The following is a 12,963-nucleotide window of genomic DNA, read 5'->3' on the forward strand; positions in this document are numbered from 1 at the left end:
GGTCAGAACCTTGAATTGTGAGCCGATACGCCATTGCCAAATCGAATGGCTAGAACAGCGCCTCACGTGCGATCCTTACTGTGCATCAAAGCCAATACTGACTGAGCCCAGACTAAAAGATTTTCAGCAAAAGCTCCTGATGGCTCTCGCCAGGATCATACCCGAATTTTTCGAAATCATCACGATAGAACTCGGTCGCACGCGCACGGGTCTTCCCGGTCCAACGCACAGGTTCCTTGGCCTTGCTTCTGTTCACGTGGATGGATGCACCCTGAAGATCAAGGCCAAGATGCTCGGCGGCGGCGGCAAGGGGGTGTTCAAGCCCATTTTCCAGTTTGAAAACCTCTACATCCGGGCGAATGAAGTCCACCTGTGGCCGGAAATGGTTATCCATCAGGTAAGGATTTTTGTGATAGTTATCTATCGCTTTGTTCAACCAATCATCAAATGTCCGCTTCGCAAACCCGCGCTTGCGACGATAGAAATATTCGCTGACCAGTCGTGTGAACGGGTGCCGAACCACCGCAAAACTGTAATCGTAAAACTCCGCGGGTATAACCTTTTCATAAATGTCGGCGTTCATATGTTGAAAAGTCGCCTTGCAATACCCGTTGAATCGCGAGCCGTAGAGCAGTGCAACTTTGGCTCCCGCATCTTTTAGGGCTTTTTCGATCGACGTCCCACCGGTTTTCGGCACATGCACAAAATGAACGAGCTTATCCGCGTTTCGTATAAGTGGCATTTTATCCCTTAACCTGCGTTATTGAAAACCACATCGCATACACGAACAGACGCGTTTCCATCTTCCCAAGGGCAGAACTTTTCGTGAAAGGCGTCAAGTGATTTTCGAGCAACCGTTGACTCATAGGTTCTGCGCCTCAGCGCCTCCGTCAATTGGTCCAAATCGTCACAGTACACGCCCGGATGTTCCTCCGAGATATCGAAGTACATGCCTCGCGCCTGCTCATAAAGTGCCTTGTCATATCCCAGAACCACAATCGGGCGCTTCAGCACAGCGAAGTCGAACATGATCGAAGAATAGTCAGTGATCAGAAGATCCGTGGCCAGAAGAACGTCGTTGGTGCTGTCATGTGCGCTAAGGTCGACAATCCGCGGATCTTTTGCCCAGGCACTGCTGGCGGAAAGGAAGTAGTGATCCCGAATGGCAAGCACGCAATCCTCGTCAAGACCCTTCATGATCGCCGTGACGATCTGCTCTTTGTTTGGCTGCCCAGCAGCCTCGACACGTGGGTATTCCGGTCGGAACGTGGGCGCGTAAAGCACCACTCGTTTGTCGCTTGGAAGGCCCAGCTTCTTGCGGAACTCGGCTTGGTTGACATCACGCTGGGCAACCAGACGGTCATTTCGCGGATACCCAGTCTCGATCATTTTGTAATTATATGGGAACCCCAACCGCCACACCCTCGAGGAATATGGGTTGGAAGAAATCACGTAATCCCATCGCAAGCAACGCCGGGCAAAAGCCATCGGGTCCTCGAAGGCCTTCGGATCTTTCGTCAGAATATCCAGCCCCATATACTTCAACGGTGTGCCGTGCTTGGTTTGCACGTGGATCGAGCCCGGTCGTTTCACCAGGAAGTCCGGGAAATTCGCGTTGTTGATCAGATAACCGGCGCGGGCCAGGTGATAGAAATAACGCAGGCTGTTCTGCCTGACGTGCTCGGCGTGGCCTTCTGTTTCCCTAAGGTCCTTGCCCGGTAGCACCACCCAGACATGCCGATAATCATCCCCGGCGGTGTTTTGAAGATGCTTGAAAATGGCGTAAGGATTGCACGCGATCTTCTTGCCCCAGTAAGATTCGTAAACAACAAGGTTGCGATCCATCGGCAGCTTCAAAAAAACATGCCGATATAGCTGAAGGTTTACAGCCTCCATCACGCGGCGGGCAAATGCTGGCGCCTGCCTTATGCCCAGCCTGACACGCAACAGGGTTTTGGCGCGGAAAACGCGCCGCAGGTAATATCCCCCATGATATCCCAGCGCGAGGTCGGACCGCGCCACTTCGGGGCGGCTGAAGTTTTCGGTCGGCTTGCATACCTGCCTGATCCGCTCCGCAAATCGCGGCTTGCTCGCATCGGGAAGCCGTCGGGAATCCAGAACATGCATCAGGCTTCTGAACCTTCTAAGCTTCAGACTGTCGGCATAGGTCTTCCAGAGCACCGGATCGGCGCGAAGTGCTTCAAACAGCTCGTCCCAACGGTCAAAAATTTCGAAATGTGTGTCATTCTGGCTTCGCAAGATAGATCCGTCGCGCTGGCGATAGAGAACGATAACCTCAGGCGAGGTCGCAACCGTGTCCGCATACATCAAAGCAAGATAGTTCCACGCGATATCTTCGTACTTACCGACTGGAAAGGTCAGGCCGGTGCGTTGCAGAAATTCGCGCTTGTATAGCTTGTTCCATGCGACATTCAGATTCTCGAAAAGTGCGATCTTTTCCTTCGGTGTCGTGTGAACCCCCGCAGACAAGGCGTTGGTCATTGTGTTCGGAACCGCGCGCCCGTCAACATAAAGCCTGCTGTGGTTCAGGATGGCGAGATCCGGATCGGTGGCGATGGCATGTTGCATCAGTGCATGCGCCTCGGGCGTAAACAAGTCATCACCATCCAGATAGGCGATGTAGTCGCCGGACGCGTTTTCCGTCCCAAAATTGCGCACCGCCCCCAGCCCGCAGTTTTCGGGGCAGGTGATCATCCTGATGTTCGTCTGATTTTGTGCCATTTCTTCAATCAGACGCGGCGTTTCATCGGTCGAACAGTCGTTGACGACGATGATCTCGTGAAGGGGGGGGGACTGGTCAACCGCCGACTGAATGGCCTGCTGGATGAAGTTCTCGACATTATAGGCCGCTATGATAACGGAAATACGCTTTGAAGACATCGCAACTCGGCTTCTACCAGGGACAAGTTGACTGGGTTACTCTCACAACCGATGAACCAGGTAAAGCGCCGAACAGGCGTTTGTGCATTTCATCGCGCGATGCGAGCGTTCCGGTTACGGGCCTTTACTATTGATAGTGCGTCAAGGTTTTCGCCCGATGATCCCAGTTCGATACAGCCTTGCCACTCTGCGGTTCGCGTAGCGTCCGACGCAATCGGCATGTCACTTTGATCCGCTGAAACAACTCAAACCGATAGAGGCATCGGAGCTTTAAAGCCCCTCGAAGATGCGCACATTGGATCTGCAAAAATCATTTCACCATAAACCGACTTTCGGATGATGTGGCATGCTCCGCAACTTCGAGAGGAAAGCGAAGTTCACGAAGTTTCTCTACCTCACCTTCGGTTGAAGGTGAGCGCCCCTTGGAACCGCCAAAACGGAGTGTTTCGCGCTGGTAATGCCCGTTGCGAATTGTGGACATTGTGACGCGGACACGGGAAGCAAAAAAGGACTGCGAAACACGGATCTTGGTGGCAGGCTCAACCTGATTGGCCTTTCTATTTATCCGCTAGACCACACATGCAATCATTGATAGATGAAATCATTCCCGCTTAAGCTGATCAAATTGTAACGGAAAAAACATGCGTCGCAATCTGGACGATATACGAGTCGGTTTCGTTATCTCTCACCCCTTTCACTATCTGATTTACCAGCCTCTGATACGGGCAATCAAAAACCCTTTAGTCGTTGTAGAAACAAGAAAAAGCACACCTTTTGGTTTCTCTCGGGATTTCTTCGATTCACTTGATTGTCCACACGTTGTGGTTGATGAGTCGAGACTGAGCGTAGTCGATCAGCAGGTTGACGTCATCTTCATCATGACGCCGAAGCATTTGAACGCAAGATTCCGTCATGCACGCACCGTGGTCGTGCAATATGGCATGGCGAAAGAGTACTACAACTATGGACTGTGGCGCACGAGCGCCGATCTCAACATGATGTATGGACCTTACTCTACCAAGATGGTGGAGGGGCACGCGGTCGCGCGTTCAGTCGGAAATCTTAGACTGGATGGCTATACGCCCTCAAGGATAGGTGGTGGAGGTTTACTGTATTTGCCAACTTATGGCGAACTTTCCACGCTTGAACGGTTTGCGGATTTGCTGCCTCAGCTCAACTCGGCAATTCCGATCTCGATCAAACTGCACCACGCCTCCGAGTTTGCGAATGCTGACGTCATAGAGCGCTTAAAAGACAATCCGCGCATCACGCTTTTGGATGGCTATACGGATACTCTTGATCACATATCAGGGGCCGATATCGTATTGTCTGATTATTCGGGTGCCATTTTTGATGCGATCTTTCTTGATCGTCCAGTGGCATTGTTTCAACCCGGCTACACGCAGTCCGTAAAACGAACTGATGATAGAAGCATCGAAATCTCTTGCGGATCGAAGTTGGGTGAAGTCCTGGATAGTGATGACAGCCTGATAACGTTCTTCGACAGGCTCGCCAGTGAAGGTTACAATCTGGTTAACGCACAGATGAACCCCAGCGATTTCTTGAGCAACAAAGGTAAGGCAGTTCCGGCTGCCCTGGAACTTCTCGAACAGTTGATCAACGATGAGGTTGAGCGAACAATCGTTCAAGAATCGATTGGCTCAACATACGCAAAACTGGCCAGCCGACCCACCAAACCCGTGGTGATAAGCTTTCGCACAGCACTGCGGCAAAGACTCGATCGATGGGTTTCCGGCCAATGACAGTGGGCAGCACCAATGTGACAGGCATGTCCTTGAAACGCGGCGCACATCTGACACAACAGGGCAGCGGTGTGGACAAAGAGAGTGTGCGTAGTAGTCTGGAAGCACTGATAGCAGAACACACGCACCAGTATTCTCGGCTCGAAGATGAAAGCGGACATTTCAATATCCTGGTAGGAGCAAAAGCGCTCTTGCCGTTGATCCAATGGATCCGCAGTAATCCATCTTTAAGCTTTCATCTCTGTTTTCGTCGATCTCAACCACCAAGACATGTTTCCGGCGTCGAAGGTGTTTCGAGCTTGAAAGACTCAGAAATACTCCAGATTTCCTCGTTGGAAGTGGGCGAATGTGGTATCTCGCTCTATTTCTACAACCAAACGAATATGGATGGTCGATACTCTGCTCGAAGTAAGAACGCTCCGTTGCGGCACATGAATTTCGACAACCTGACCGAGCCATATGTCGGGTTTTGCCGAGGCGATCCAGTATGCGTGATCTCGTCCACCAAATTTGAACATCCAAGTCAAAACGTTCAGCCGACAGATTTTGCTGGCGAGTTGACTTCAACGCAAGGCGGTTTGGGGCCGATTGATGTCGTCTATACATGGGTTGATTCAAGCGACCCGGTTTGGCAAGCCAAGTTCGCGAAACATGTCGGCAAGACTACGACTACAACTCATGCGTCGGCGTTGCGATTCATGTCGCGTGAAGAGCTGCGATTTTCACTAAGGTCCGTTCTGAAGCATGCGCCATGGGTACGAAACATCTTTATCGTAACCGACGAGCAAACGCCCGACTGGTTCAAAGGTTCTGACCGGATAAAAATCGTATCGCATCGCGAGATTTTTCCTGATGTATCGGTACTGCCTGTTTTCAATTCTCATGCAATCGAAAGCTGCCTTCATCGCATATCGGGTCTCGCGGAACACTTCTTGTACTTCAATGACGATGTATTCCTTGGAAAACCTGTAACGCCCGAGGATTTTTTCGGCTCAGACGGATCTCAACGAACTTTCTTTTCGCCTTCTCTTTCCCATAATCCTGACTTTGTTGCGCTTGGGGATAAGCCAACTGATGCCGCATTCTTGAATACAGTTGAAATCATCGAAAAGCGGTTTCGAATGACACCCGTCGCCAAGGTGCTTCATACACCGCATCCAATGCGCAAGTCGGTGCTTAGAATGATTGAAGCAGAGTACTCGGAAAGGTTCTCTCATACTCGTTCAGCACGTATTCGATCCGATACAGACCTGAATACAACCGGAAACCTCGCATATTATTACGTCGTTGGATTAGGTCTTGCAGATCGTTCAGGATGCGACTTGGATGATTACCGCTACATTGACACCGGTCAACTGAGGTTGATTGGCAAACTGCAGAAACTCAGACGGCATCCGACCAAGTTTTTCTGCTTGAACCAAACGTCTCACCACGAAATTCCTTTGAATCGCCAAGCGCAATTGATGTGGCTCTATCTCCGCCTGCTCTTTCTGCGGCGGGGCAAACACGAGAGATCGCTATTTTACAGCCTGCGTAAGTACCTACTTCGGTTCCGTGGCGGTTAGGCTTTGAAATGACGACGCACTTAGCTCCATCGACCTCGTGCCAAACTTCGACAAACAACGCCAGTCAGGTCCAAGGAGTCCTAACGCGATCAAAGGGAAACCGGACGATTGCACAACACAGTAGCATGGCCTCGAAACAACACACGATTCTTTCTCCCACTGCTTCCGCATAGCATCAGGCAAACAGGCAAACCATGGCCGCGCTCTTTTGCGCAGCCCGCGATATCTTGGCAATATAGACAAAAGTGGTGAGCCGTGTAGGACTGTGCGGGGTGAGGGAAATCAACGGCTTACGTTGACGAACCCGAAATCCCCACCCCTTGATTTGATTGGGCTTTTCGGACCTCTGGCGAACCTTTCCGGTTGCTCAAGAAACCGAAAAGCCGCTGACTGGGCTGGCACCCGCGTCAACGGCCAAATCGAAAAGTTCGCACAGAGTGGATACCAGATCACGGGTTTGATCGCAATCGCGGGAGGGGCCGATGTCTGAGCTTCTGCCCTTCTGCAAGATCAAGCTGCAATACCTTCTGGAGATGGTCACCGACCACGAGCTGGACGACAACGCCCTGCGCGTGGCGCTCTATCTGGCGCTGGCCCACGCCGATCATGAGACCGGCGAGAGCCGCCCCTCGTTCGAGACCATCGGCGCGGCCATCGGCAAGCACGCCAAGTCGGTCAAGCGAGCGCTGAACAAGGCCGAGGCAGCGGGTTATTTGACCATCGAACGCGGGACCAACAAGGGGAAATCCTCGCGCTATCGTCCGACCGAAGCGGCCTTGAAACGGGCCACCGAACGTCGCCGGGAGGGGGACAAGGTTGTCCCGCTTAATCGCGACAAAGGGGGACAATCCTGTCCGCAAAGCGGGACAAACCTGTCCGGCAAAGGGGGACAGGATCGCCCCCCGAATAGAGAACAAGAACTTAGAAAAGAACAGGGGGGCGCGTCCGCGCCGGATTTGCCCGATGAAGGGCAATCCGGCGGAACGCACCCGGGCTTGGTCTTTGTTCCAAGGGGCATCTGCTTTGTCCGGGACTGGGATGCACGGCTGGCCCGGGAAGGGATGACCACGCTGGAACGCAGCCTGCCCCTGTCACCGCATGAGCATCACTTGGGCTTCTGGCTTCCGGCGCGGACACCGGCCCCGATGGGCAGCGCGGAATGGCAGGCCCAGTTGCGTCGTCTGCGGGATGTCATTCATCCGGCGCAGGACGGCGCATGCGCCTCGTCAGATGCACCCCGCATTACGCCCCTTGCGCCGCGTCAGATGCAGGGCGCTTCGCGTCTTCCGCAGGATGTTGCCCCGACCGTGGGGAAGAACCGTCATGCGGTCTGAGGAAACAGCAAGGCGACCCATGTCATACGCTGGCGCTTCTGACACGGGACCTTGCGAGGGGCGGCAAGCCTCCCCTTCGAACCCCACCGGCGCGGACAAGCCCCGCGCAAAAGAGCCGCTGACGGAGACTTTCGTCTTCCGTTGCACGGCGACCGAGAAGGCCGAGCTGCGCGCCAAGGCTGAGGCCGCAGGTCTGCCGGCCGCGACGCTTCTGCGCGAGGCGCTTGGCCTCACCGAGGCGCGCCGCCGCAAGCCCGTGCCGCGCGTCGATCCGGCGCTCGTGCTGGCCGTGGGGCGCATCGGCGGCAACCTCAACCAGATCGCGCGATGGCTGAACCGCGCGATGCTGGTGGGCCGCACCGACCTCGACAGCTTGACCGTCGCCCGTCGCCTGTTGGTGATCGAACGCCAGCTCGCCCAACTTCTCGACGAGGCGCGGCGGTGCTGATCAAGTTCTTCCCCAACGGTAAGGGCGCGGGCGCGGGGCCGGTCGGCTATCTGGTGGCCGAGCGCGTGCTGGCCTATGACGGCAACCGCGACCTGATCCGCGATGCCGACGGCCAGCCCCTGACCGTGACCCGCGACCCCTTGCCCGAGGTGTTGCGCGGTGATCCAGGCCGCACCGAGGCGCTGATCGACGCCAGCCGTCACCAATGGACCTATCGCGCGGGCGTGATCAGCTTTGCCGCCGAGGACGCGCCCAGCGAGGCACAGCAGGCCGAGGTCATGGTCGCCTTTGAGCAGCTGGCCTTCGCCGGGCTGGACGGTGAGCAATACGACATGCTCTGGGTCCGGCATAGCCACGAGGACCGCGTCGAGCTACATTTCTGCACCCCGCGCCTGGAATTGACCACGGGCCGCAGCCTCAACATCGCGCCACCGGGCTACCAGGCTGCCTATGACAGCCTGCGCGACCTGATGAACCAGCGCCACGGCTGGGCCGATCCGATGGAGCTGGAGCGTGCGCAGGAGGTCCGCGACACCATCGAGGCCCCAACCCGCGCCCAGGGCCGCGACGAGCTGCATGCTTGGATCCTCGATCAGATATCGATGGGCCTGATCGAGGATCGCACCAGCATGCTCGACGCCCTTGCCGACGCGGGCTTCGACCTGCCCCGCGTCGGCAAGGCCTACCTGACCGCCCAGGACCCCGAGACCGGCGAACGCTGGCGGCTTAAAGGAGAGATTTTCCATGAAGACTGGCAAGCCGACCCGGCTGAGCGAGAAATTGAACGCGGAGCTGGACGCGATACGCCAGGACTACGCCGCCTCGATGACATCCCAGCTGGAGAGCTTCAGGACCGATTTGACGGGTATTGCGAGCGACGCGCGGCGTACCATCGAGATCGATACGCGCCGCTTCCTGAACGAGAACAGGAGCTTGTTCGAGACGCGGACCGAGCAGATCAGGCGCTGGCTGACGATCTCTCCCTGGGTGATCTCGGGGCTGATCGTGACGGGGATCGCCTCGATGATGGCCGCGAGCTGGCTCTGGACAGCGGTGCTGACACGTTCGGAGATGGCGGAACTGGGCCTGACTCGGATCACCCAGGGGGAACAGACCTGGCTGACGCTGGACCCCGACAGGACCGAGCTGAAGACCTGCACGCTGGCCGGGGCGCCGGTCATCTGCATCAAGATCGAGGAGAGATGAATGACGACGCCCCTGACAGCCTTGGAGCGCGACTTGCTCGCCTGCGTCGAGCGGTTGGTGACGGCCTGCGAAACCTCAGCACAGGAATTGAGCGGCTTGGAAGCACGCTCGACGAAGAGGCTGCAAGCCCAGTTGGATGGTATCGCGGGTTGCGCGACGTTGCTCATACGCTCGCAGATCGCGTCAATGCAGGCGTTGCGTGGCTTGCTGAGCGAAGAGGCCACCTACAACGCGCTGGATGCGAAGTTGAACGAGAGCTTGAGCTTAGCGAGGGACGCCGAAGAGAGGCTGAGACAGAGCTAGAGGCGCGGGAGCGGGATATGGATCGGGGGCTGACGCATTGAATCGAGTGAGTTATGCCATGTCAGGGATTGGCATATGAAGATATATTGCCATAGCATAGTATTGCGAAGTGCAAAGAAATGCCATATTTTGACATTACAAGAATGTCTGATATGCAAAACTACAGGTTGGCAGATGTCCGTTTCACGTGCAAAACAACGGCAAGCAGAAGGCAAGATCAATCAGGCCAGGCAGGTGGCTCAAGCCCTCGCCAAGCCACTTGGAGGTTGGATTGCGACTTTCCAGGAAGCAATCGGCATGAGCGCACCGGCTCTGGCCGAGCGGTTGGGTGTGTCCAGGAACAGCGTCTACAGTTCCATCCAGAATGAACAGGCCGGGACGATCTCTCTAAACCAGCTCGACAAGATGGCTGAGGCCATGGGCGGCAAGTTGGTCTACGCGATCATCCCGCGCGAGGGGCCGGTTGTGGAAATTGTCATGGCCCAGGCCCGCAAGAAGGCGAGACGCATCATTCAACGCACCCGCGCGCACATGGCGCTGGAAGAGCAGACTGAAGGCCTGCGTAGCCAGGAAGAGATGATCGAGGAACTCGCGGGCGAAATAGCGCGTCAGATGCCGAGGGATTTCTGGAAGTGACTCTGGAACTGCACGAGCCAACCGGCGCGACCCCTCTGACGCCCGACGAGTTGCTTGGTCTCAAGGCCAAGCACATCACCACGCGTGGAGAGCTGAACGAGCTGGAAGGTGAGAACATCATCGAAGGGCTGACCTGGCTGGACCGGCGGCCCAAGTCTTTCGACATCCTGACCGACGATGCCGCCCGCGAGGTCCACAAGCGGTTGTTCGGCCAGGTCTGGGATTGGGCGGGTGTCTATCGCCTGACGGAGAAGAACATCGGCGTGCCGGTCTGGCACATCTCGACCGAGATGCGCACCTGCCTGGACGATGCCCGCTACTGGCGCGAGAACGGCACCTACGACCCGCTGGAAGCCACCGCACGCTTTCATCACAAGCTGGTCTGGGTTCACCCCTTTGCCAACGGCAACGGACGCTGGGCAAGGATCTTGGCGGACGCTTACCTGGCAACGATTGACCCGGACCTCTTCCTTGATTGGTCAGGCGGCGGGACGTTGACCGCCGACAGCGACCACCGCGCGCGGTATATTGCTGCGTTGCGGGCTGCGGATGGGTTTGAGTTTGGGCCGTTGGTTGACCTTCTAAAGGAAACAGCAAAAAAGTAATGCTCTAGAAGACCGGTCTGAGACTCCGTCGTATCGAACTGGTTAACAAACGGGCGCGAATGAACTAGGACCTATTTAGAGATTTGAGCACCCGCTTAAGTCATCGCTGAAATCTGCACAACAGCTTGAGAGGTTACCACCGAAGTGTGGGAACGAGACCAGAACATTCCGTCCGATTTGTTCCAATCGGCTAAGTTCAATGACAGGCGTCATGCTTGGGAGAGAGCGCACTCCCCCAAGCCTAGTACGCATGACAAGAATTTGTTCGGGCACTTCGTTTCCGTGTATGCGTCGTTCTCGCATTCATTCGCAATTGACGCTTTGAACATATTGGCAACAAAACGAAGTGAGATTGTCTTAGACCCTTATGCCGGTGCGGGAACCACACTCGGCGCTGCAAATGAACTTGGATTGCCGTCAATCGGCCTTGATCTTAGCCCTTTCTCCGTAGCCTTGGCAAAATTGAGATTCTCAACTGCACCTCATCAAAATTCCTTTGATAAAGTTCTTTCTTCTCGGAACCCGAATCCTAGTTTGAACGCATTCTCTTCTGAGACGGCATCTCTTTTCAACGATTCCGATTTGGCTCTGATTGCTTCGTTGATTCCGAAGGAAGGTATGGACCAACAGCGAAATTGGCTTCGAAGCATCTTTAGCACATCAGAATCACAACTGGATGACAGTGCGTACGTGCTCCTTTGCGCGATCATTGCAGCAAACAAGTCGGCCAAAGTGACGACGGGCTCCAACCCAGTCTGGATTCGAAAACTCTTGGCAGGGGAGCCTTCCAGAGACACAAAGCTTGAAATCTTGACGAACACCTTTGCAGAGATGTTGCGCTCACTGAACATTCGCCACGGCGCCCCCTTACCTCAAGCCCGATTGGCAGATGCGCGATCCATGCCAATCGAGACAGATTCGGTTGACATCGCTATTTTCTCACCGCCCTACCTGAATCGTTTGGACTATTTCGTCAGCAACTATCCGGCGAACATGGTTCTTTGCGATCTTTCTGGAATCGATGCTGAAACCACGAGAAAGGAAATGATTGGCACGACAAAAATTGTTAGTAAGGACGTCTCACCCTATCCTATCGGAGAATATTGCAAGTCTCTTCTAAACGAGATCTGGAACCACTCCAGCAAAGCTTCGAAGAGCTATTACTATTGGAACTACGTAGACTACATTCGCTCGACCTACGAGGTATCAGCGGAGCTGAGAAGGGTGATGAAGGCTAACGGGCGCGGGGCGATTGTAATCCAAGATTCCTTTTACAAGGAGTTGCGCGTACTAACGCACCAAATCGTTCTTGAATCACTAGTGGCGCACGGGTTTCGTTGCAATGTTACTCGCCGTGAAACCGTTAAAGGTCATATGGGCCGGATGAGCCCCAGACAGACAAAATATGCAACCGAAAAGACACTATACGAGTATGTTTTGGAGTTTTCATACAGTTAGCCGCCTAGTAGAAACCTTTGTCGAAAACTGGTTCTTGATACATTTGGTATTCATCAATCAAGTGCGCTTCACAAAAGTTCGCATACGGACACGCATGCTCAACTAGATTTGCAACGTCGTTTGGCATGCCGCTGCGCTCAACATGAGTGCAACATGGGTTCTTGGCAGTGCAAATTGCTCTCCCAATTTGCCATTCAACATAGTTCAGGTCAGGCACTGAGATTCCAGCATAAAACGCAGTAAGTTCAGCCGCTTGAGCTACAGTTTCTCTCAGCTTATTCACTAACCTGGGCCTAGGGTTTGGATGTCCAGCAAGAAAAGGGTTTAGCGAAGTGTCTTTAGGTATAACTCTTCCTGTCCTGAGGTATGAACGGATGATGTGGTAGTCTATTGCGGGGGCTATTTTTTCTTCGTCAACGAAGTTGATCGAGCCTTCTCGCAGTAGATCATGCGCTAGCACTTGGCTCTTCTTTCTAAGTGGGTCAGCTGAAAAGGCGTCGAACTCGTCGAGAAGAGCTAAGAACCCCTGATCGCCTGTGAGTTGGCCATTGCAATCCGAGAGAATCTGCCCTGCATCACTGTTCCATTTTTCTTGGATCACTTTTCCCACGTTGCGGAGTAGTTTGGCTCTTTCACTCGCTCGCACCCGCTCTTGTTTTGGGTATTCCGTCAACCAACCTGTGTCCGTCGTCAGAGTTTTTGGGGCAGTTAGCGGCCTGATCTAAGAGAGGGTCTGGCTCATCT

11 protein-coding genes are annotated in these 12,963 nt (G+C 54.5%); 8 read left to right on the plus strand and 3 right to left on the minus strand.

Going from position 1 to position 12,963, the window contains the following annotated elements:
- Positions 1-112: 112 nt before the first annotated feature.
- Together IE188_RS15925 and IE188_RS15930 are read right to left on the minus strand one after the other, a co-directional pair.
- Positions 113-742 (minus strand): sulfotransferase family 2 domain-containing protein, encoded by a 630-nt coding sequence (locus IE188_RS15925; RefSeq protein ID WP_191287515.1) that lies wholly within the window; start codon positions 740-742, stop codon positions 113-115.
- A gap of 8 nt (positions 743-750) precedes the next feature.
- Complete coding sequence (locus tag IE188_RS15930) at positions 751-2,901, minus strand: bifunctional glycosyltransferase/CDP-glycerol:glycerophosphate glycerophosphotransferase (RefSeq protein ID WP_191287516.1); 2,151 nt, start codon at positions 2,899-2,901, stop codon at positions 751-753.
- Positions 2,902-3,542: 641 nt separating this feature from the next.
- Here IE188_RS15930 and IE188_RS15935 point away from each other — a divergent pair.
- The 8 genes from IE188_RS15935 (at position 3,543) to IE188_RS15970 (ending at position 12,219) form a co-directional block, all read left to right on the plus strand.
- Positions 3,543-4,664 carry a CDP-glycerol glycerophosphotransferase family protein gene (locus IE188_RS15935; RefSeq protein WP_191287517.1) on the plus strand — a complete coding sequence of 374 codons (1,122 nt, stop codon included), beginning with the start codon at positions 3,543-3,545 and terminating at the stop codon, positions 4,662-4,664.
- 26 nt (positions 4,665-4,690) lie between these two features.
- Positions 4,691-6,229, plus strand: coding sequence for a stealth family protein (locus IE188_RS15940; RefSeq protein WP_191287518.1), 1,539 nt, complete (start codon positions 4,691-4,693; stop codon positions 6,227-6,229).
- 482 nt (positions 6,230-6,711) lie between these two features.
- Positions 6,712-7,563, plus strand: coding sequence for a helix-turn-helix domain-containing protein (locus tag IE188_RS15945; RefSeq protein ID WP_191287519.1), 852 nt, complete (start codon positions 6,712-6,714; stop codon positions 7,561-7,563).
- 19 nt (positions 7,564-7,582) lie between these two features.
- A complete protein-coding gene (locus tag IE188_RS15950) occupies positions 7,583-8,011 on the plus strand; it encodes a plasmid mobilization protein (RefSeq protein WP_229836933.1) in 429 nt (142 codons plus the stop codon).
- Positions 8,005-9,561, plus strand: a complete 1,557-nt coding sequence (locus tag IE188_RS15955) for a relaxase family protein (RefSeq protein WP_191287520.1) — start codon at positions 8,005-8,007, stop codon at positions 9,559-9,561. The genes IE188_RS15950 and IE188_RS15955 overlap by 7 nt, the downstream gene beginning before the upstream one ends.
- A gap of 133 nt (positions 9,562-9,694) precedes the next feature.
- Positions 9,695-10,156, plus strand: coding sequence for a helix-turn-helix domain-containing protein (locus IE188_RS15960; protein ID WP_191287521.1), 462 nt, complete (start codon positions 9,695-9,697; stop codon positions 10,154-10,156).
- Entirely contained in the window at positions 10,153-10,761 is a 609-nt protein-coding gene (locus tag IE188_RS15965; RefSeq protein WP_229836934.1) for a mobile mystery protein B, read from the plus strand. Before IE188_RS15960 ends, IE188_RS15965 begins: the two co-directional genes overlap by 4 nt.
- Before the next feature lie 261 nt (positions 10,762-11,022).
- Positions 11,023-12,219 (plus strand): DNA methyltransferase, encoded by a 1,197-nt coding sequence (locus IE188_RS15970; protein WP_191287522.1) that lies wholly within the window; start codon positions 11,023-11,025, stop codon positions 12,217-12,219.
- Positions 12,220-12,223: 4 nt separating this feature from the next.
- On the opposite strand, the gene IE188_RS15975 is transcribed toward IE188_RS15970, so the two are convergent.
- Complete coding sequence (locus tag IE188_RS15975) at positions 12,224-12,892, minus strand: hypothetical protein (protein ID WP_191287523.1); 669 nt, start codon at positions 12,890-12,892, stop codon at positions 12,224-12,226.
- Positions 12,893-12,963: the final 71 nt, after the last annotated feature.

This window comes from Aliiroseovarius zhejiangensis (genome assembly GCF_014656375.1).
Taxonomy (GTDB): domain Bacteria; phylum Pseudomonadota; class Alphaproteobacteria; order Rhodobacterales; family Rhodobacteraceae; genus Aliiroseovarius; species Aliiroseovarius zhejiangensis.

Bases quoted from the DNA above. Each gene is read 5' to 3' on its own strand.
- IE188_RS15925 (WP_191287515.1), bottom strand. From the start codon at position 742: ATGCCACTTATACGAAACGCGGATAAGCTCGTTCATTTTGTGCATGTG.
- IE188_RS15930 (WP_191287516.1), bottom strand. From the start codon at position 2,901: ATGTCTTCAAAGCGTATTTCCGTTATCATAGCGGCCTATAATGTCGAG.
- IE188_RS15935 (WP_191287517.1), top strand. From the start codon at position 3,543: ATGCGTCGCAATCTGGACGATATACGAGTCGGTTTCGTTATCTCTCAC.
- IE188_RS15940 (WP_191287518.1), top strand. From the start codon at position 4,691: ATGTCCTTGAAACGCGGCGCACATCTGACACAACAGGGCAGCGGTGTG.
- IE188_RS15945 (WP_191287519.1), top strand. From the start codon at position 6,712: ATGTCTGAGCTTCTGCCCTTCTGCAAGATCAAGCTGCAATACCTTCTG.
- IE188_RS15950 (WP_229836933.1), top strand. From the start codon at position 7,583: ATGTCATACGCTGGCGCTTCTGACACGGGACCTTGCGAGGGGCGGCAA.
- IE188_RS15960 (WP_191287521.1), top strand. From the start codon at position 9,695: ATGTCCGTTTCACGTGCAAAACAACGGCAAGCAGAAGGCAAGATCAAT.